The 19,991-nt window shown below is 50.9% G+C and carries 16 protein-coding genes and 2 tRNA genes; 4 read left to right on the top strand and 14 right to left on the bottom strand.

Annotated features, from left to right (window positions below; genetic code table 11):
- Positions 1-13: 13 nt before the first annotated feature.
- The 5 genes from ispG to NNL21_RS19115 form a co-directional block, all read right to left on the bottom strand.
- The gene (gene ispG, locus NNL21_RS19135) at positions 14-1,129 is read right to left on the bottom strand and encodes a flavodoxin-dependent (E)-4-hydroxy-3-methylbut-2-enyl-diphosphate synthase (RefSeq protein WP_204818804.1); all 1,116 of its coding nucleotides are present in this window, start codon (positions 1,127-1,129) and stop codon (positions 14-16) included.
- 94 nt (positions 1,130-1,223) lie between these two features.
- Complete coding sequence (gene clpX / locus NNL21_RS19130; protein WP_204818803.1) at positions 1,224-2,480, bottom strand: ATP-dependent protease ATP-binding subunit ClpX; 1,257 nt, start codon at positions 2,478-2,480, stop codon at positions 1,224-1,226.
- 24 nt (positions 2,481-2,504) lie between these two features.
- On the bottom strand, positions 2,505-3,092 hold the full coding sequence (clpP, locus tag NNL21_RS19125) for an ATP-dependent Clp endopeptidase proteolytic subunit ClpP (protein ID WP_204818802.1): 588 nt from the start codon (positions 3,090-3,092) through the stop codon (positions 2,505-2,507).
- Positions 3,093-3,488: 396 nt separating this feature from the next.
- Positions 3,489-4,790 carry a trigger factor gene (gene tig, locus NNL21_RS19120; RefSeq protein ID WP_204818801.1) on the bottom strand — a complete coding sequence of 434 codons (1,302 nt, stop codon included), beginning with the start codon at positions 4,788-4,790 and terminating at the stop codon, positions 3,489-3,491.
- A gap of 94 nt (positions 4,791-4,884) precedes the next feature.
- Positions 4,885-5,865, bottom strand: a complete 981-nt coding sequence (locus tag NNL21_RS19115; protein WP_256555333.1) for a hypothetical protein — start codon at positions 5,863-5,865, stop codon at positions 4,885-4,887.
- A gap of 107 nt (positions 5,866-5,972) precedes the next feature.
- Here NNL21_RS19115 and NNL21_RS19110 point away from each other — a divergent pair.
- Positions 5,973-6,046 (top strand) — tRNA-Gly (locus tag NNL21_RS19110).
- A gap of 345 nt (positions 6,047-6,391) precedes the next feature.
- Here NNL21_RS19110 and NNL21_RS19105 read toward each other — a convergent pair.
- The gene (locus NNL21_RS19105) at positions 6,392-7,279 is read right to left on the bottom strand and encodes a TetR/AcrR family transcriptional regulator (protein ID WP_204818800.1); all 888 of its coding nucleotides are present in this window, start codon (positions 7,277-7,279) and stop codon (positions 6,392-6,394) included.
- Positions 7,280-7,297: 18 nt separating this feature from the next.
- Positions 7,298-10,468, bottom strand: a complete 3,171-nt coding sequence (locus tag NNL21_RS19100) for an efflux RND transporter permease subunit (RefSeq protein ID WP_204818799.1) — start codon at positions 10,466-10,468, stop codon at positions 7,298-7,300.
- Positions 10,469-10,639: 171 nt separating this feature from the next.
- Here NNL21_RS19100 and NNL21_RS19095 point away from each other — a divergent pair.
- Positions 10,640-10,716: transfer RNA gene (locus tag NNL21_RS19095), tRNA-Arg, on the top strand.
- Between the two features lie 527 nt (positions 10,717-11,243).
- Positions 11,244-12,122 carry an SDR family oxidoreductase gene (locus NNL21_RS19090; protein WP_204819101.1) on the top strand — a complete coding sequence of 293 codons (879 nt, stop codon included), beginning with the start codon at positions 11,244-11,246 and terminating at the stop codon, positions 12,120-12,122.
- Between the two features lie 87 nt (positions 12,123-12,209).
- Here the strand turns inward: NNL21_RS19090 and NNL21_RS19085 are convergent, their stop codons facing one another.
- From NNL21_RS19085 to NNL21_RS19075, 3 genes are all read right to left on the bottom strand, one after another.
- A complete protein-coding gene (locus tag NNL21_RS19085; protein ID WP_373567581.1) occupies positions 12,210-13,502 on the bottom strand; it encodes a 5'-deoxyadenosine deaminase in 1,293 nt (430 codons plus the stop codon).
- 127 nt (positions 13,503-13,629) lie between these two features.
- The gene (locus NNL21_RS19080) at positions 13,630-13,755 is read right to left on the bottom strand and encodes a hypothetical protein (protein WP_256555331.1); all 126 of its coding nucleotides are present in this window, start codon (positions 13,753-13,755) and stop codon (positions 13,630-13,632) included.
- Between the two features lie 82 nt (positions 13,756-13,837).
- The gene (locus tag NNL21_RS19075) at positions 13,838-14,221 is read right to left on the bottom strand and encodes a hypothetical protein (RefSeq protein WP_256555330.1); all 384 of its coding nucleotides are present in this window, start codon (positions 14,219-14,221) and stop codon (positions 13,838-13,840) included.
- A gap of 154 nt (positions 14,222-14,375) precedes the next feature.
- On the opposite strand from NNL21_RS19075, the gene asnB reads away from it, so the two are divergent.
- Positions 14,376-16,220 (top strand): asparagine synthase (glutamine-hydrolyzing), encoded by a 1,845-nt coding sequence (gene asnB / locus NNL21_RS19070; RefSeq protein WP_204819099.1) that lies wholly within the window; start codon positions 14,376-14,378, stop codon positions 16,218-16,220.
- 103 nt (positions 16,221-16,323) lie between these two features.
- Here the strand turns inward: asnB and NNL21_RS19065 are convergent, their stop codons facing one another.
- The 4 genes from NNL21_RS19065 to NNL21_RS19050 form a co-directional block, all read right to left on the bottom strand.
- Positions 16,324-17,187, bottom strand: a complete 864-nt coding sequence (locus NNL21_RS19065; protein WP_204818797.1) for a DODA-type extradiol aromatic ring-opening family dioxygenase — start codon at positions 17,185-17,187, stop codon at positions 16,324-16,326.
- Positions 17,188-17,222: 35 nt separating this feature from the next.
- On the bottom strand, positions 17,223-17,861 hold the full coding sequence (gene rdgB / locus NNL21_RS19060) for an RdgB/HAM1 family non-canonical purine NTP pyrophosphatase (protein ID WP_204818796.1): 639 nt from the start codon (positions 17,859-17,861) through the stop codon (positions 17,223-17,225).
- Positions 17,858-18,604, bottom strand: coding sequence for a ribonuclease PH (rph, locus tag NNL21_RS19055; protein ID WP_204818795.1), 747 nt, complete (start codon positions 18,602-18,604; stop codon positions 17,858-17,860). Before rph ends, rdgB begins: the two co-directional genes overlap by 4 nt.
- Before the next feature lie 265 nt (positions 18,605-18,869).
- Positions 18,870-19,925 carry a GerMN domain-containing protein gene (locus tag NNL21_RS19050; protein ID WP_204818794.1) on the bottom strand — a complete coding sequence of 352 codons (1,056 nt, stop codon included), beginning with the start codon at positions 19,923-19,925 and terminating at the stop codon, positions 18,870-18,872.
- Positions 19,926-19,991 lie beyond the last annotated feature (66 nt).

The following is a 19,991-nucleotide window of genomic DNA, read 5'->3' as shown; positions in this document are numbered from 1 at the left end:
GGCGAATCAATCGTTATATGGACGAAACATGATGTTCTTTACGTCCAGGAATCTCACCCGTCTCTTCAAAGACGCGTACGATTTCGTCAATTTCCTTCTTCAACTCGCTGAGCAGTTCCGCTTCAGGCACCTTACGGATCATCTCTCCATAACGGAACAGCAACCCTTCGCCACGCGCTCCCGCGATGCCGATATCCGCCTCGCGCGCTTCACCTGGACCATTGACAGCACAACCAAGGACCGACACTTTAATCGGCACTTTAATTTTGCTGATATATTCTTCTACCTCGTTAGCAATAGAGAACAGGTCGATATCCAAGCGACCGCATGTCGGGCATGAAACGAGCGTTGCCGCATTCGTAATCAGGCCGAAGCACTTAAGCAGTTCGCGTGCCACCTTCACTTCTTCTACCGGGTCCGCGCTCAAGCTGATGCGCAGCGTGTTGCCGATTCCCATTGCAAGCAAGGCACCGATCCCTGCCGAGCTCTTGATCGTACCGGAGTGAAGCGTTCCGGCTTCGGTAATCCCCAGGTGCAGCGGGTATTTAATACGCTCTGCAGCCATCCGGTAGGCTGCAATAGCCATCGGTACGTCTGATGCTTTAAGAGAAACAATAATATCGTGAAAATCGAGCTCTTCTAAAATCCCGATGTGAAACAAAGCGCTCTCGACCATAGCTTCCGGTGTAGGATAACCGTATTTCTCAAGAAGATGATTCTCCAGGGATCCTGCGTTCACGCCGATCCGAATCGGAATCCCGCGCTCCTTGCAGGCCCGTACGACCATCTCGATCTTGTCCCGCTTACCGATATTGCCCGGGTTGATCCGTACTTTATCGATACCGTTCTCGATGGCAGCCAGCGCAAGGCGGTAATCAAAATGGATATCCGCTACAAGAGGGATATGAATCCGCTTTTTGATTTCCTTAATCGCAGCCGCCGCTTCTTTGTTGTTTACCGTAACACGGACCATCTGACAGCCCGCTTCTTCCAAGCGCAAAATCTCGGCAACGGTTGCTTCCACATCCGCTGTTTTTGTCGTACACATGCTTTGAATAATGACTTCATCACTACCGCCGATCGTATGGAATCCCACTTTAACCGGAACTGTGTCTTTTCTTAAATACATCAGGTAACCTCTCCCATGAACGTCAAAGTCCACCCCTGTATAAACGGCTTTGAAGCCGTCTATCAAAGGTGGATGATTGACAGTATATAGTGGATCAGGCGCTTTCTTCTTTTTTCTTGCCCTTCTTCGACGTCAACTCAGGCATAATCTTCTCCTGAACAACCTTCTCCGTTATCATGCAGTTGGCGACATCATCGCGTGATGGCACTTCGTACATCACTTCGAGCAAAAAGTCCTCAATAATTGCCCGCAGGCCGCGGGCGCCGGTATTTCGTTTCATGGCTTCCTTGGCTATGGCTTCAAGAGCTGCAGGCTCAAAGTCGAGCTTCACATTATCCATCTCCAGAAGCTTCTGGTACTGCTTCACGAGCGCATTCTTCGGCTCGGACAGAATCCGGACAAGTGCGGGCTCATCAAGCGGCTCCAACGTCGAGATGACCGGCAGACGGCCGACAAACTCTGGAATCAGACCAAATTTGAGCAAGTCCTCTGGAAGTACCATGGACAAATATTCGCCAGCTTTCAAGTCCTTCTGGCCATCACCGGAGGTATTAAAGCCAATGACTTTCTTACCGATACGGCGTTTGATGAGCTGCTCCAGACCGTCGAACGCGCCGCCGCAAATAAAGAGAATGCTCGTCGTGTCGATTTGGATAAACTCTTGATGCGGATGCTTACGCCCGCCTTGAGGCGGAACCGATGCAACCGTTCCTTCCAAGATTTTAAGCAGCGCCTGCTGTACGCCTTCACCAGATACGTCACGGGTAATCGATGGATTCTCCGATTTACGGGCTACTTTATCGATTTCATCGATGTAGATAATGCCGCGTTCCGCTTTCTCCACATCGTAATCTGCTGCTTGAATAAGCTTCAGTAAGATATTCTCGACGTCCTCACCGACATAACCGGCTTCAGTCAGTGAAGTCGCATCAGCAATAGCAAAAGGTACGTTCAAGATCTTCGCCATCGTTTGGGCGAGGAGCGTCTTACCGGAACCCGTAGGGCCGACAAGCAGGATGTTGCTCTTTTGAAGCTCGACATCCTCAAGTTTGTTTTGCGAATTAATGCGTTTGTAATGGTTGTATACGGCTACGGATAGCGATTTCTTCGCTTGCTCTTGACCAATTACATATTGGTCAAGAATGTTGCGGATGTCCTTCGGCTTCGGAATGTCCTTCAGATCAAGTTCTTCCTCGTGTCCGAGCTCCTCCTCAACGATTTCCGTACACAGCTCGATACATTCATCACATATATAGACGCCGGGACCGGCAACCAGCTTGCGCACCTGATCCTGCGATTTACCGCAGAACGAGCATTTCAACTGGCCTTTTTCGTCGTTGAATTTAAACATGGGATCACCCCTTCATTTCGTAGATTACTGAACCGATGAAGTTACGACTTTGTCGATAAGCCCGTAGTTCAGCGCTTCTTCCGCGCTCATGAAATAATCACGGTCTGTGTCGCGGTCGACCTTCTCATACGGCTGACCGGTACGGTCGACTAGAATTTGGTTCAGCTTCTGTTTGGTTTTGAGTATCCAATCGGCATGTATCTTGATATCGGACGCTTGCCCTCGTACACCGCCGAGAGGCTGGTGAATCATAACCTCGCTGTTAGGAAGCGCAAACCGCTTGCCCTTCGCGCCTGCCGTAAGCAGCAGTGAACCCATGCTAGCAGCCAAGCCGACGCAAATCGTCGATACATCAGGTTTAATGAACTGCATCGTATCATAAATACCCATACCAGCGGTAACTGAACCGCCTGGCGAGTTAATGTACAAGTGGATATCCTTCTCCGGATCGTCTGCCGCTAGAAAAAGCAGCTGCGCAATGATGGAATTCGCAACATCATCGTCGATCGCACTTCCTAGAAAAATAATCCGATCCTTCAAGAGACGGGAGTAAATGTCGTAAGAACGTTCTCCTCGATTCGTTTGTTCAACGACAATTGGTACCAGATTCATGCGACCAACCTCCTTTAATGTGGTGTGACTCCAAATTCCATAAACGCATCAATATCCTAAAGCGCTGTCCACATCAAGTATAGCCCTCAATGGGTTGACTCAAAACTGGCGTATAAGGATAGTTGTGGTTTCTATGTTATTTTATCATGTTCCGAGAGCAATGTCATTTTTCAAGCGGGATAGCTTGTATCAGCGCTAAACGGCATTGTTCTCGGTACCGAATAATACATTATACGGCTGTGCCGCAATGATATGTACAGGGTCAAGCCCTATGGTGCAGGTATTACTTATGTACCCTCCGGGACGGGTTACAATCCCGATTGAGTTGAAAGCAGGCACGCATGTACGTGCCTGCCCATTGAAAGAATGAGCCGTCCTAGGACGGCTGCAGTCTCCTTACGCCACTTCGGTAGCGACTTTGCTGTTATCGAGGAGGAACTTGATGGTTTTACGGATGATGAGATCCGCTTTCAGGTTCTCCAGATTACCGTTACCGGAGAAGATCTCGCGAAGCTCTTCAGCAGGACGGTTATACATAGCTGATAATTTCTCGAGCTCTTCGCTCAATTCTTGCTCGCCTGCTTCAATGCCTTCGTTCTTGGAGATTTGTTCCAGAACCAGGTTGTTGCGCACGCGCTTCTCAGCGTCAATGTTCATTTGACCGCGCAGAGCGGACTCGTCTTGACCGGAGAACTGGTAGTACAGATCCAAGTTCATCCCTTGCGAACGCAAACGGTTCTCGAAATCACGAACCAGATAATCAACTTCAGCTTCGATCATAGCAGCCGGGATTTCGATTTCTGCTGTTTCTGCAGCTTTCTCCACGACAGCAACTTCACGGGCTTGCTCGTTTTCTTTCTCTTTACGCTCAGACAGCTTCTTCGCAAGATCTTCCTTGAATTCGTCAAGCGTATCGAACTCGCTGATGTCTTTGGCGAACTCATCGTCGAGTGCCGGCAGATTCTTGCGTTTGATTTCGTGAAGCTTCACTTTGAACGTAGCCGCTTTGCCGGCAAGCTCATCGGAGTGATAGTTTTCCGGGAACGTTACTTCAATGTCCTTGAAGTCGCCTGTTGCCATTCCCACTACTTGTCCTTCGAAGCCCGGGATAAACGAACCGGATCCAAGCTCAAGGGAGTAACGCTCGCTCTTGCCGCCTTCGAACGGCTCGCCATTGATATAACCGTCAAAATCGATGACGGTCATGTCGCCGTCTTGTGCTGCGCCTTCATCGATGACAGTAAGTTCAGCGTGACGCTGCTGCAGACGATCCAATTCTGCCGTAATTTCTTCTTCGCTCACGCTGACGTCAGCAGAAGGAATTTCAAGGCCTTTGTATTCGCCAAGCTTAACTTCCGGCTTAACCGTAACTTTTGCTTTGAATTTGAACGGCTGGCCTTTACCGAATTGCTCGACATCGATGTCCGGACGATCAACCGGCTCGATTCCTGTTTCTTTAAGCGCGAAGGAATAAGCATCGGGCAGCAGAATATCAATGGCATCCTGATACAGACTTTCTGCACCGAAACGCTTCTCAAACATAGCCCGCGGCACTTTGCCTCTGCGGAATCCAGGTACGTTAACTTTCTGAACGACTTTCTTGAAGGCCTTGTCCAACGCTTCCGTAACTTGTCCCTCTTCGATCTCGACATCGATGGCGACAAGATTCTTGTCTATTTTTTCCCATGTTGCTTTCATGTTATGCTTTCCCCTCCAGATAAAATCACGCATTCATGCGCACAAGTTTCACGAATCATAAACCATTACATTATAATCAACATTGGCCGGAATATCAAGGCTCGCTCCCGTTATCGTCGCCATGAAATTGTGCCACCATCCGTAAAGCCCGACATGCCTGTTCGTACCGGAAGCGAAGTGCGTCCGTAATACCGTATGTATCGCGTAATTGATCGTCATCCGATCTTCCGTATAATGACAATTCCAGCGACTGATGCAGTGCCGCTGCAAAGCAATCCACCGTCTCCTCTTCGTCCTTCACCATCAAGTTGTAGACTGATGTGCCATAGAGACATTGCAAGCATTCCTTCCACAATTCCTTGGCAAAATGCGGCAGCGTCGAATCCATCACTTCCGTCACGGACTCTACTCTCTCGACGACATGTGTCACAACAACCGGAAAATCATCCATCGAGAGCGGAGTCTCTTCGATTTCCAAATCAACGGTTTCACCCAGCCGCTGCAGGCGAATTTGCCCCGTAACTTCCCGCTTCCGCAAACATTGGAGCGCTTTAAATTGGAGAGCAGGATGCAGCTCTTTGCCTGTGAGCCAAGAAACGATGGCCTCGTCCACCTCGGGATGATCCAGATGCACGGCCCGTTCTAATGCAAGAATTTGCTGATCAACGACAGGATGATTCTGCATGATATACAAAATCTGCTCGACATAAGCATCGTCTTGCTTATCAGAGGTTAACACCTGCCGCCGGATTGAATCCTCATCTTCTTCCTCCTCTTCGGGAACCAATAGAGCATCGTTGTGCCCATTGCTTCCGCCCGTATCAGGAAAAGCCATATCCAGCCACGTAAGGAGATTACCCCATTCCTCATAATGGCGCCGGTCCTCGCCTTGGCACCGGAGCAGAAACAGAAGAAGAGTCTTCGCTTCTCCATATTGCTCGGCTTCAAGCATTCGGGTCAGCTGAATCTGGTATTGATCCAGCATGCTTGGGAACAAATAAACATTATCCTTGTTGTCGCCTTGCGACGTTCTTGAAGTCGTAATGGAATCACCACCTTGTATCGGGTGCAGCAATGTTAGATGCCGGCCCTAACCCCCGCTGTCTATTTCGTTAACGATTATAACACTGTCTATTATTGATTTCCATGAGAGGCTGTGCTATCATGATCCTACTTAACTTTGCGGGTGTAGTTCAATGGTAGAACGCCAGCTTCCCAAGCTTGAGGCGAGGGTTCGATTCCCTTCACCCGCTCCATAATGATTACGCTGCTTTAAGAAAGGGGATTGAACCCTAACCGGTTCGACCGTCCGTGGAAGCTTCTGTGAATCATCTCAGGACGAGCGTCGAAATCCACCTATTTAAGAAGTTTCCGTATGGGAACCCTTTAATCAGATTTCGAGTATTCCCTTCACCAGCTCCACTCTTATATCCATACACATTTGACTTGCAAATCAAACCTGCCGCCGGATCTTCCGGCGGCATTTATTTATTTTCCCTCTCTCCCCCCTCCACATCTCTTCCTGCATCCATCGAGTCAATGAAGGATCGTACACATCAAAACGCCCGCTCCCCATTTACGTGGACAGCGGGCGTTTTAGCTTATAGAAGTTCCAGTACCTGGCTCTCCAGCTTCACGACTTGCTTCTTGATTTTGGCCGAATGGATCGTCTTCAACAATGCAAGCATGCCTTTAATAACCACGGGCTGGGGCTCCGCTTTCTCGAACTCGGCACCCAGCACCTCCAGCGTCGAATGAACCTCGTCCAGTTCAGCCTCTTGCAAATCAGCTTGATCCACCGCCTTTTTCAAGGCATCGATTTCCAAGAGAATCCCCGTCTTCCCGCCTTGACCGGCTACAACGGTAGCATTCCATTGCTCCAGGGTTTCATCGCCTAGCATGGTAGCCGCCTGCGATTCGATCAGCTGATGGACTAGAACGTCCGTCCGATCCCGCACATAGCTTCCCAGCCTCTCCGTATCGAAGTTCTGGTTCCCCATCACGGCAAGGCCGAGGTAGCCATCCATGATCGCTTGAAAGAGTACCGCCGCATCACAAGCGTAAGGCCTCACACGTTCCCCGTATACACGTATAATCATCTGATGGCAATAGAACAGTCCCTGTCTGCGGGCCCCCACTATAAGCTCATGCATCTCGGCATTCACTTCAAGCCTCTCCTGCATCAGCAGCGAGAAGAAATTCTTGTGTTTATCGTACATGCGATAGCTCATAATAACGTGCTCGCGAAGCAGATCCTCCGTCGATAGATCAACGCGTTCGATTAATTCTTGGAATTCGTCATTAATGGTTTTCAAATAATATTTGATAATCGATAAGAGAAGATCCTCTTTCGACTTGAAATAAAAGTATAACGATCCTTTCGCAATCCCAATCGAATCCGCTATATCCTGAATGGAAGTGCCTCGATAGCCCTTTTCAGAAAAGCATTTGATTGCGGAATGAATGATTTTCTGTTTTTTTCCTTCCAAACGCACCTCACCGCCTTATTACTGTTCGTCTGCGGTTTTTCTACGGAACTTGGCCAAAAATTCGTAAACGATCGGTACGATAAGCAGCGTCAGCAGCGTTGAGCTGGCCAAACCTCCGATAACCGTTACGCCCAGTCCTTTCGAAATCAAACCACCGCTGCCCCCTTCGAAGCCCAGAACCAGTGGAAGCAATGCACCTATCGTTGCAAGTGCAGTCATGAGAATCGGTCTAAGACGCGTTCCGGCAGCTTCTATAAGCGCATCCCGGGTGCTCAGTCCCGCTTTCTCCATATGCAGAACGCGATCCAACAGTACAATCGCATTCGTCACGACGATGCCGATCAGCATGAGCATCCCCATCATGGCCGTGGCGCTGATTGTCTCCCCTGCCAAATAAAGACCTACCAATGCCCCGATAATCGTGAATGGCAGAGAGAACAGGATGGCAAATGGTGTTATGGCACCGCCAAACGTGATTACGAGAAGCAAGTAGACGATAGCGATAGCGGCAGCCATTGCAAGTCCAAGCTGTGTGAAGGTTTCGTTGATCTGCTCGGTCACGCCTCCGAAATCAACCTTAACCGATTCCGGCTTCTCGATTTTGTTTACTTCTGCCTGCAAATCCGTTGAGACTTTGCCGACGTTCTTATCTTTGACGTTCGCAGACACCTCGACGTAGAGCTTGCCGTCCTTGCGGGTAACGGTGTTGGACGAAGTCCCCTTCTCGACCTTCACTACGTCTTTGAGCGCAACCGTAACGCCGAGCGGCGACGTGATTGTCTCATTCTCGATATCCGCGATGGTCTTGTACTGCTTCTGATCCACTTCGATATACACTTTATACTGCTTGCCATCCACAGCGACTTCGGTTAGAACCAAACGTTCGCGCATCGGGCTCAGTTTCATCGCAACCTGACCAGCAGTCAAGCCAAGACTGCTCAGCTTCTCTTGATCGGCTACAAGCGTGTACTGCTCATACGTTTTGGAAAGCGAAGTATCCACTTTTTCTAATGAGCTGTTTTTCTCCATGAGACTTTGAATATTCTCCACAACTGGCTTGATATCATCCAGCGTGTCACCGTAAACGAACAGGCTTAGCTTACTCCCGCCCATTCCACCGCTAAAGTCCATCTGACTCCATTTACCGGTCGGCTCCAGCTTCTGAAGATCCTCAACAAGCTTTTCTTTCTCTGCAGAGAAATCGTTCATGTCGTTCTCATATTGAATGTAGAACAATGCGCTCTTGCTCGGACCGAAGCTCATCGGATTCTGTCCGCCGACGGAATACTGCAGGTTCGTCATGCCCTCACGCTTCATTATGAGCTTCTCGGCTTCAAGTGAAGTTTTCTCTACGTCCGTGAGCAGTTTGCCAGGACCCGGCGCATACGTAATCATCACGTACTTTTCTTCTTCTTCCGGCAAGAAGCTGACCCCTACAAGCGGGGTGAGGAAGCAGCTTGCGATTAGAATGACAACCGCCGTTAGGAATGTGAACAGTTTATGATTCAACGACCAGTTCAACACTTTGCGGTATTGAGTGCTTAGTCTTCCTGGCTTCTCCTCATGCGTTTGGCTCGCTTTGAGCCCTTTGCGGAACATCATATGCGTCATCATCGGCACGACCGTTACCGCAACAAGCAGCGACGCAAGAAGGGCAAATACCATCGTAAGCGCGAAAGGCATAAACATCTCGCCGATTGGACCGCTGACTGTGCCAAGCGGAACGAATACAGCAATGGTTACGAGCGTCGAGGACAGAATAGGGATAAACATCTCCCGTGTCGCATCGATAATGAGCTCCTTGCCTTTAAGCTTCTCGGAACGCATCGCCATCCGCCGGTAATTGTTCTCGATAACCACAATCGAATCATCGACTACCCGGCCAATCGCGACCGTCATGGCCCCAAGAGTCATAATATTAAGAGTGATATCCATCTGCTTCAATACAAGCAGTGCGATAACAAGGGATAGCGGAATCGAGACGACTGATATAATCGTCGTGCGGAAATTACGAAGGAAGAGCATGATGACAACAACAGCAAACAATGCACCGAACAGCGCCTTATCAATCATTGTACTTACGGAGTCTTCGATAGGCTTGCCTTGGTCTAACAGAACAACTGTACTGACACCCTCATGATTGCTCATGAATTTGTCGGCTTCATCCTTCACGCCATTGACGACCTCAACCGTATTCGCATCCGAAGTCTTAGTCGCATTAATACCGATCGACAGCTCGCCATTCGTCCGCGAAATCGACTCCGCTTTATCGACAAGCTTAACATCGGCTATATCCGACAGCTTCACGGTAGGAATGCCCGCTGCGCCTTGTGCGCCTGCAGCCGGCGCTCCTGCGACAGGTGCTTCTGGGGCAGATGCTCCGGGCGCCTGCATACCAGTGCCAGCGGCTCCTCCTGCTCCTGCACCTGCTCCGCCTGCCGAAGACGGAATAGCCGGTATCGCCACATTATTAAGCTGCTCCAGCGTTGTGACATTACCGTCAACGACAATCGTCTTCTCTGAATTGTCGAGTTCGAACAAGCCAAGCGGCGCCTTAATTGCCGATGCTTGTACAATTCCTTTCACTGTTTCTTCCGAAAGGCCAAGTGCATCCATCTTATCTTTATTAAAGACCAGGACAACCTCTTTCACATTCTGTCCCGATATAGCAACAGTTCCTATCCCATCTATGCCCTCTAGTGCAGGCTTAAGTTCGCTCTCCACGAGCTTCGTTACTTCTTCTAAAGACATCCCCTTGCCCGAGACACTGAGTGAGACGACTGGGAAATCATTCAGGCTAATTTTTGAAATTTGCGGATCTTGAGCCCCTTCAGGCTTCTCATAACCATCCACAATATCACGAAGCTCAGCCTCTGCTTCCTTCAAATCCTTCGAATAGTCATATTCAACAACGATGGAGGAGACATTCTCGCTGGAAGTCGAGCTTACCGATGTCACTCCGTTTAAATTCTCGATTCGCTGCTCTAGCGGCTTGGACACATTATCCGCCACTTCTTCCGGAGCTGCGCCGACATAAACTGTATTCACCATCAGAATCGGCACATTAATATTCGGAATCGTTTCTTGCTTCATGCTGAGACCGGAATAAAGACCTCCAGCCACTACGATGAGCGTCATGATCCAAATGGCAAACTTGTTATTCAGTGAAAACCGAATAATACCTCTCACACTTCCACTCCCTGTCTCTTCTAGTATCCGTTTTGACCAACGTTCGAATATAATAAGATTTTATTTGACCGATGTTCAAATGTCAAATGAACGAACGGTCAATGATCTGAAATAAATTATAAATAACTATTGCATTCATAAAATATACCGTGCTATAATAACGCTTGTCGTGTCCCAGTAGCTCAGCTGGATAGAGCAACGCCCTTCTAAGGCGTTGGTCGGGGGTTCGAATCCCTCCTGGGACGCCATTTATAATTATAAAGCCTCCTTTAGGACATATACAATGAACCAGCCCCTCTTCATGAAGAGGGGCTTTATATTTGTCACTTTTTGGACATGAAATATCCATTAAAAATACACAATATACAAAAACCGGAAGGACCGCCAATAGCGGTAACCTTCCGGTTTTCTTTGGGCTTCGTTATGATTTGCCAGATCTGGCCGCCAGCTCGATGATCATTACGACGAGTATGAGTAGTTGAATGAGCAGCTCTGCTCCCATTTCATTCCCTCCATAACGTGTAATGCTCCTTCGGTCCGGTTTCTCCTCTCACAGAGTAAAACCATTCACGTCTCCCACTCTATATCTATTCTGTTCTATCCATATATATGCCCCTCATATAAGATGTTCCCTTCGCTCATTCGATCCCGCCATATTGGCTTGCCACCGGTCAAATCGGGTAATAGAGGATAGCCGTAATGTGTAAAACGGCGTCAAGAAAGGAATGCTATCCCTTGGAAAGGAGTGTTTACCTTGACACAACAGCAGAATAACATGCCTCAGAGCCAGCAGCTGCAGCAGCGGCCGGCCTCGTTCCCGCCGCAGCATCAGAATCAGCAGCCCGGAATTGAATCTCAGATGAGTCCGCGGCCACAATTCGACTCGCCTGCCTACCTCCCGGCCGGCAAGCTTAAGGGCAAGGTAGCAGTAATTAGCGGAGGAGACAGCGGCATCGGCCGCGCCGTCTCCGTCGCCTTCGCCAAAGAAGGCGCAGATATGGTCATCGTATACTTGAATGAAGACGGCGATGCGCAGGAAACAAAACGTCTCACGGAAGCATACGGCGTGCGATGCCTTCTATTAACAGGCGATATCGGGGACCCCGAATTTGGCAAGAAAACGATTGATGAGACGATCCGCCAATTCGGCAAGCTCGATATTGTCGTCAATAACGCCGCCGAGCAGCACCCGCAGGATTCCCTGGAGCAAATTACGCCAGAGCAGCTGGAGCGAACCTTCAGAACGAATGTGTTCGGCATGTTTTACTTGACTCAAGCGGCGGCTCCGCATCTCCATAAAGGCGCTTCCATTATTAATACCGCTTCCGTTACCGCTTATAAGGGCAGTCCCAAGCTGCTTGATTACTCGGCCACGAAGGGCGCAGTCGTCTCCTTTACCCGCGCGCTATCCATGAACCTGAACGCGAGGGGCATCCGGGTCAACGCCGTCGCGCCAGGCCCTGTATGGACACCGCTTATCCCGTCTACCTTCGATGCGCAAACCGTAACGGCCTTCGGCTCGGACACGCCTCTGGGAAGGTGCGGACAGCCTGATGAGATGGCTGCGGCATATGTATACCTGGCAAGTGAAGATTCGTCCTACATGAGCGGTCAAGTAATGCATATTAACGGCGGAGAAATTGTGAACGGTTAGTCGAGTATACAAACAAGCGGATTGCTTAACGCAATCCGCTTGTTTCCTATGTTATGGCATATTGTGCCTAATCTGATATCCCCCCCATCAAACCCGCTTTAGCAGCCGTTTAATCGAGCGGTCCGATTCCCGCAGAACAACCCTTTTATCCATTGAAAGCACACGTCCGTTATGGACTAGACGCTTGCCGCCAACCCAGACCGAGTCGACATTGCCGCGAGAGGCCGCATATACGATACGGGAATAAGGATCCGCCTCGTAGGACGGGAAAGTGTGGTAATCATTCAAGTCGAGCAGCACCAAGTCTGCCTGCTTCCCCGCCTCGATGCTGCCGATCAGATGATCGAGGCCCAGTGTACGAGCACCGCCGATCGTTGCCATACGAAGCACAGTCCGTGCATCCATCGCTTCGGGTCCGCAGCGCACCTTATGCAGCAATGCAGTCAGGCGAATCTCATGAAACATATCCAGCGTATTATTGCAGGGAGCACCGTCGGCGCCTATCCCGATCTCGACGCCTTCCGCCAACAATTCAGGCACCGTCGCGATTCCAGAGGAAAGCTTCAGGTTCGAGCCTGGACAATGCGCCATTCTCGTACCCGAGCGTCTGAGAATCGCTTTCTCCTCCTCATCCAGCCAGATGCAATGCGCGAGAACGAGCCTGGGGCCAGTCAGCCCGATATGATCGAGATACACGATATTTCGCATGCCCCGCTGATGTCTAACCAGTTCGATTTCTTCCCGATTCTCGGCAGCATGCGTATGCACGAGTACTTGATGCTTGGCGGCTAAATCACGCACTTCCTTCAACAGCTGCTCTGAACAAGAAACCACGAATCGCGGACAATAGGCATATCCGATCCGTCCACCGTCATAGCCGTGCCATCGTTCTAGCAGCGCGGTGCTCTCTTCGATCGAACGGTTCGTGTCCTCCTGAAGACCAACCGGAATATCCCCGCCCGCATCCATCATGACTTTGCCGGATATGGCACGGATCCCGCTGTCTGCTATCGCACGAAACGCCGATTCGGTATGGCTGACCGTCTCCATATCAAGAATCGTCGTCGTTCCGCTCCGCAGCAGCTCACCGATGCCGAGCATTGCCGAGTAATAGACCGACTCCTCGTCATGAGCCGCTTCGAGCGGCCATATTCGCTTGCGAAGCCAATCCATGAGCGCCATGTCATCCGCTCGTCCGCGAAACAAGGTTTGGCATAGATGGATATGCGTTTGTACAAAGCCCGGAAGCAGTACTTTCCCCTTCGCCTGAACGATGGCCGTATCACCACTCACATCCAATCGTTCCCCAACCGCCTGAATAATCCCCCCGTTTATGAGCACATCCGCTGCCAACACTTCATCCTGGTTATTCATCGTCATAATCGTCGCATTCCGGATTAATGTTTTTGTCGCCACGCAAAAACCGCCTCCTCGCATTCGCACGCGCCACTATTGTAGCACGAATGAATACCAAGGAGACGGTGGCGGAGCTTGCGTTTGTTCGCAATTATTTATCGACGCTCGTACTTGCATTGTTTTGCGCAGGCTTCTTGGCGTTCTTCTCAATTACTTCATCCGCATAGTTCTGGTTCTTCGCGTATTTCTGGCTCTTATTATCCTTGATTTGCTCCATGACAGTCGTCACCTCCCTTCACAGACGGTCGGTTATCGGCTGTCAAAGCCCGCGAACGAAGCTTTCCTTACCATGGCTTCTATCAAGACAGCGTACCTTCCGGGAATAATCCCATCGATGCGATATGCCGCTTCGTCTCCGGCGTCCCCAGCTCGTGCAGCAGCTTATAGATATCCTCGATAAATCCATCGTAAGCCGAATTGATCCGCTCTACTGGAGTGCTGCCGTATGGGTGCGAGGTGAAATGAGCCGCTTCCGCCTCATCCTCGCTTACCAGCTCTTCGAATAGCTCCTGCAGCCGGTTCAGCTCCTCTTCATTCGCCCATATCTCCAATTCATAGGCAGCGGCTTCGGGATCCTCCAGGATCGAACCCGCTTGAACGGATACATAGTAATGTTTGCGGGCGTAGAAGGCTTCTCGATCCTCATCCGCAGCCGCTTTATAAGCGTCATGTTGTTCATGCATAGCAAATTCATCTCCTTAGCCTAACGTTTCCCTCCAAAGTAGCATCCCCACAGGGACAGACATTTTATCCTTTTTCACCGCATAACCATCATAGTATCGCTGTTTTCGAAACCGTATAGAAGCTATATGCCCTGCATAGAGAGGAATGAGAACCATGTGTGGATTTACGGGCTGGATTGATTGGACCGACGACCTCACCAAACATGCTGCCATACTGGAAAGAATGACGGAGACGTTATCGAATCGCGGACCGGATGCTTCGGGTACCTGGATTTCCCCCAATTGCGCGCTCGGACATAGACGCTTATCCGTCATCGATCCCGCTAACGGCGCGCAGCCGATGATCCGAGTATCCGGGGATGATACCTACGTTGTCGTATATAATGGCGAGCTCTACAATGCTTTAGAATTGAAACGGGAGCTTGAGGGAAGAGGCAGAAGGTTTACGACTACCTGCGACACCGAGGTGCTTCTCGTCGCCTATATGGAGTGGGGACCTTCTTGCGTAGAGAAATTCAATGGAATCTTCGCCTTTGCCATCTGGGATACACAGGAGCAGCAGCTGTTTCTGGCGCGTGACCGGCTTGGCGTGAAGCCGCTCTTCATCGCGAAGCAGCTTGGCCGCTTTATATTTGGCTCGGAACCGAAGTCACTGCTCGCGCATCCATCTGTGAAAGCAGAGGTTGGACCCGAGGGTTTGGCTGAGATCTTCATTCTAGGCCCCGCCCGAACACCAGGGCATGGCGTATACAGAGACATCAGCGAGCTGCTCCCGGGCCACTGCGCAACCGTCACCCGTTCAGGCGTCTCCATAACCCAATATTGGCGTCTGGAAAGCCGCCCTCATACGGAAGACGCCGAGAAGACCGCACAGACGGTAGGCGAGCTCCTGAAGGATACCGTCGAACGCCAGCTGGTCTCCGACGTGCCCTTATGCACTCTGCTGTCAGGAGGTCTTGATTCCAGCGCATTGACATCGCTCGCCGTCCGCTATTATGAACAAACCGGTCAAGGAGCCGTTCATACATTCTCGGTCGATTACGTCGATAACGACAAGCATTTTAAGGCGCATGACTTTCAACCCAATGCAGACGCCCCTTGGATCGAGCGAATGAATGCTTATCTGGGCACAATCCATCACCCTGTACAATTCGATACGCCTGAACTGATCACTGCCTTACGGGAAGCGATGCTGGCACGGGACTTACCCGGCATGGCTGATGTCGACGCTTCGCTGCTTCTCTTTTGCCGGGAAATTAAGAAAGAAGCGACTGTCGCCATCTCCGGCGAAGCGGCGGACGAGATCTTCGGCGGCTACCCTTGGTTCCACCGGGAGGAATCGCTGAACTCGAATACATTCCCGTGGTCGTTGGCAAGCGGAATGAGAGCTGGCCTGCTGTCTCAAGATGTAGCCGCATGGATTCGCCCACTCGAATATATTGGCGACCGCTACAGTGATGCCCTCAGCGAGGTGCCTCACTTGAACGGCGAGGATGAAGCCGCCGCCCGGATGCGTATTATGTCCTATCTGAATATCACCCGCTTCATGCCGACGCTGCTTGACCGCAAAGATCGAATGAGCATGGCCGTAGGCCTCGAGGTCCGCGTCCCCTATTGCGATCATCGTCTTGTCGATTATGTCTTCAACATTCCCTGGGAGATTAAAACCGCCGGCGACCGGGAGAAAGGCATTCTTCGCCGATCACTGGAAGGCGTGCTCCCTAACGATGTGCTATATCGCAAAAAAAGCCCTTATCCGAAAACGCATAACCCTAATTACTTAGATGCCGTACGCACACAGGTGCTGGACTTAATCCATGAAGGCACATCACCGCTATTACCGCTCATCGACGTCAAAAAAATTCGCGAAATTGCAGAGTCCGAATCCGCCAGCACCAATCTGCCCTGGTTTGGCCAGCTGATGTCCGGCCCGCAGCTGTTTGCCTATCTGCTGCAAATCGATATGTGGCTCCGCGAATACAAGGTTTCGATCCGATAGCGAGCCCCCTCTCTTCAGGCTCCAAAAAAAGCGGCCCGCAGTATCCTGCTGGGCCGCTTGTATGCGTAAATTGGTGGTATGAGTCACGCTGTAACAATTACAGCTACATAAATTGCCATACATTCAAGCTTAAAGATCCGTATTGATACCCTTGAAACAACCTCTCCGCTTGCCTGCCTTCATCGCCTGCCCCCATCGCATAGAACAGTGGAGCCAGGTGCTCGCTGCCACCTGGCGGAACCGCGTCTATCGCATGGGGTGCCAGCTCCGCATAAGCGAACAGGTTGTCGGTGTTCCATATGACCAGCTGCTCGGCGATCCACGCATCGAATTGCTGCGCCCAAGCTGTCTCTTCGTCTGCATTCAGGTCGATACGGCTCTGATTGTGCACCGTACCGCCGCTGCCAATAATGAGCACACCATCTTGGCGTAATGCAGAAAGCGCGCGTCCGATGGCATACTGCCTGGAAGGTTGCAGGGAAGGGTCGACAGATAGTCCGATCACAGGTATCGAGGCATCCGGATACATATGGATCAACGGAGCCCATACACCATGATCAAGTCCTCTGCCCGGTTTCATTCCGCATGGTGTCCCGATATCCCGCAGTAGCTTCAATATGCGCGTCGCGACGATACTGCTGCCATGAACCGGATAGGTGAGACGGTAAAGCTCTTCTTGAAATCCCTTAAAATCATGCAGTGTCCGGTGAAGCTTGTTGTCCTTGTTCGTCACCCGAACGCCCGGCTGCTCCATCGATCCGCTGTAAGCCGACCCGCCGTTTCCTTGTGGCCCTCCGTCGATCAGCTGCTCTCCCCGATGGTCCCAATGCGCGGAGAAGACGACGATGGCCGTTGGTTTCGGCCATTGCTCCGTCATCTCTTGCAGCTTGTTCGTATAACCGCTGCGTTCGATGGCAAGCGAAGGTTCACCGTGTGCAATAAACAAAGCAGGCATTAATGTATGCATGGAACCACCCCTACAATAATATGAAAGGTTTCTTATTATGATAACTGCTGTAAGAGCGCTTCAAGCGCCTGTCCCCGGTGGCTGATGGCATTCTTCTCCTCCGGCGTCAGCTCGGCCATGGATCTGCCGAACTTCGGCAGCCAGAATAATGGATCATAGCCGAACCCGTTCTGACCTCTTGGACGATCCGTGATTTGACCTGTCATAAAGCCCTCCGATTCGATGAACGTTTCCGCATGCGGATCGTATAGCGCAAGCGCGCATACAAATCGTGCATCGCTAAGAAGCTTCGATCCATCCGATAGCGTCTCTAACCCATCTGCTTCATCCTCTGTGCATCGCGAGAGCTCTGTAAGCAGCTTGACGTTGTTGCTGGCATCGTTAGCCCCCGGCCCTGAATACCGAGCCGAATAGATGCCAGGCTCGCCGCCAAGCCTCGCCACGTCCAGACCGGAATCGTCTGCAAGCACCGGTAGCTTCAGCGCCTCCGCAACCGTCCGCGCCTTCTTACGCGCATTCTCGGCGAAGGTGGCTCCATCCTCTACCACCTCGGGCAAATCCGGGTAATCAAACATACTGACGACATTCATGCCCAACTTCCCGAATGCATGGGCAAATTCCCGCACCTTGCCAGCGTTTTTCGTAGCTACGACAACCGTGTCGCCGCTCTTCATACGAGTGTCACTCCGATACGGCTTCCGATGGGACCAAGCGCTTCCCGCTGTTTGGCAATGAGCTGGCCAATGCCGTTCTCTGCAGCAGCAAGGAGGGAATCAAGCTCTTGACGTGAGAATGGAGACTCTTCGCCCGTTCCTTGAACCTCCACGAATTTGCCCGCTCCGGTCATGACCACATTCATGTCGACCTTAGCCTTGGAATCCTCTTCATAGTTCAAATCAAGCAGCGTCTTCTCTTGAATGACGCCGACGCTGACAGATGCCAAGTAGTCCGTAATCGGATATTTGGCGAATTCATGATTCTGGTTAAGCTTATGTACAGCCATCGCCAGTGCTATGAACGCCCCGGTAATCGATGTCGTCCTCGTTCCGCCGTCCGCCTGAATGACGTCGCAATCCAGCGTGATGGTCCGTTCACCGAGCGCCTGCAGGTCAACGACTGAGCGAAGGGCCCTGCCAATCAGTCGCTGGATTTCCATGGTCCGGCCGGTCAGCTTTCCTTTGGCGGATTCACGATGATTCCGGGATTGTGTAGCACGCGGGAGCATCGAGTATTCCGCTGTAATCCAGCCTTTACCCTGCCCTTTCATAAAGGGCGGAACCCTCTCCTCCACAGAGGCCGTGCAGATCACTTTCGTATCGCCAAATTCTATAAGTACGGAGCCTTCCGCGTATTTATTCGTGTTCATTGAAATGGTAACCGGCCGAAGCTCGTTCCATTGACGTCCTTCTGTTCTCATGTTCCGTAATCCTCCATATTCATCGTACACATTAGGTACCCGGCACTAAGCCAGCCCATACCATTTTAACAAAGACAAGCGCGAAATGCACCTGAAGCTCCCCACCTGCAATGATCTTATAAGGATAAATAATTCAGAAAAGCCGAATTTGAATCCTTTATAGAAAAAGAGCCCACGCCGCGATAGCAAGCAGCCTGAGCTCGAATCTCTTTATTACCTCGCCAAAAATCCTGTCCGGGCAGGCCCGAACAGGATTTGGATTGAATTATGATTTAAAGGCGTTCATATGTTCCGGACGGCTGACCGGTTGGCTGTAGGATTGATTATTCGTGTCAATCACATCGGTTTTTCCATTTATTTTAATCTGAACCTTGCCAAGACCTGTATTTTCAGTCAGCGCAAGCACGACAGCCTGAAGCATCTCTGCCGGTGTCTGGACCCCCGTCTTATAGGCGCTGTCCTCCAGATCGATGGTAACAATATCATTCTTCTTCGTAATATCCTTGACGACCACATCGGGTGTGATCACCGCATTCAATTGCGAGCCATTGTTAAGCGGACCGGCAATTAGCTGCTCGATAGCGGCTTTCGCCTTATTGTTCGTACGGTTAATGAGGCGCGTAACAGGCACATAATACGCTTCATCGTCTGGCGTAACCGCGGAGAAGTACAGCGTCACCGCAGTCGATTGGCTGTAATTGAGGCCTTCAGCGGCTTCGAGGTTGATGCCTACCGCCCTAGTCAGCGGCTCGTCTAGCGGCAAACCTTCTACGGGCATTTCGCTAAGCTCTTCGCCTTCCAGCCAAATCTGAACCTTCTGAATACCCTCCATACCTGTCAGCGTCCATGTCACAGCCTCTACGATTCTGCGCTCCTCGGAAGCGCTGTAGTCCCCGAAGGATTTGGAGAAATCGACGATGGCCAGCTTTTGATCAGGGACGGTCTTAAAGTCCTTTACTTGAGTCCCCTTCGGCAATACCGCCGCGAACCCTTCAGGCAATTCGCTTTCAAGCGCGCCGCCTTCAACCATCATCTCGAGTGCCTTCTGGCCTGGCTTCTCCTCTGTCCCGAGTGCAGCAAGCACAGTGACCGGGGCAAGTAAGTTATTGGAATCCTTCAAGTACACGGTCATCTGTGTCTGCCCTTCCGTGCTGATTTGTCCGGTTGTGTTGCTCGGGTTCGAGTTGTTCTGGGTTGCATTTTGAGGCGGATCGATCTGATTGCTTGCTTCCTGCGAGAATAACCCGCAGCCGGTTGTCAGAATGGGCAGCGCCAGCGCTCCGGCGAGCGCAGCCCGGCGAAACAGGCGGTAGTGAGTCATGTCGGTTTTTCCTCCCTTTTCGAATGGATGCATTTGGTACAAGTCTTCTTTTGTAGTACTATGTAT

Source organism: Paenibacillus mendelii, assembly GCF_024498075.1.
Taxonomy (GTDB): domain Bacteria; phylum Bacillota; class Bacilli; order Paenibacillales; family Paenibacillaceae; genus Paenibacillus_Z; species Paenibacillus_Z mendelii.
This window is presented reverse-complemented; position numbering and strand designations above follow the sequence as displayed.

Excerpts from the sequence above, each read along its gene's own strand:
- ispG (WP_204818804.1), bottom strand. The coding sequence starts at position 1,129 with ATGTATTTAAGAAAAGACACAGTTCCGGTTAAAGTGGGATTCCATACG.
- clpX (WP_204818803.1), bottom strand. The coding sequence starts at position 2,480 with ATGTTTAAATTCAACGACGAAAAAGGCCAGTTGAAATGCTCGTTCTGC.
- clpP (WP_204818802.1), bottom strand. The coding sequence starts at position 3,092 with ATGAATCTGGTACCAATTGTCGTTGAACAAACGAATCGAGGAGAACGT.
- tig (WP_204818801.1), bottom strand. The coding sequence starts at position 4,790 with ATGAAAGCAACATGGGAAAAAATAGACAAGAATCTTGTCGCCATCGAT.
- NNL21_RS19090 (WP_204819101.1), top strand. The coding sequence starts at position 11,244 with ATGCCTCAGAGCCAGCAGCTGCAGCAGCGGCCGGCCTCGTTCCCGCCG.
- NNL21_RS19085 (WP_373567581.1), bottom strand. The coding sequence starts at position 13,502 with ATGACGATGAATAACCAGGATGAAGTGTTGGCAGCGGATGTGCTCATA.
- NNL21_RS19080 (WP_256555331.1), bottom strand. The coding sequence starts at position 13,755 with ATGGAGCAAATCAAGGATAATAAGAGCCAGAAATACGCGAAGAACCAG.
- NNL21_RS19075 (WP_256555330.1), bottom strand. The coding sequence starts at position 14,221 with ATGCATGAACAACATGACGCTTATAAAGCGGCTGCGGATGAGGATCGA.
- asnB (WP_204819099.1), top strand. The coding sequence starts at position 14,376 with ATGTGTGGATTTACGGGCTGGATTGATTGGACCGACGACCTCACCAAA.
- NNL21_RS19065 (WP_204818797.1), bottom strand. The coding sequence starts at position 17,187 with ATGCATACATTAATGCCTGCTTTGTTTATTGCACACGGTGAACCTTCG.
- rdgB (WP_204818796.1), bottom strand. The coding sequence starts at position 17,861 with ATGAAGAGCGGCGACACGGTTGTCGTAGCTACGAAAAACGCTGGCAAG.
- rph (WP_204818795.1), bottom strand. The coding sequence starts at position 18,604 with ATGAGAACAGAAGGACGTCAATGGAACGAGCTTCGGCCGGTTACCATT.
- NNL21_RS19050 (WP_204818794.1), bottom strand. The coding sequence starts at position 19,925 with ATGACTCACTACCGCCTGTTTCGCCGGGCTGCGCTCGCCGGAGCGCTG.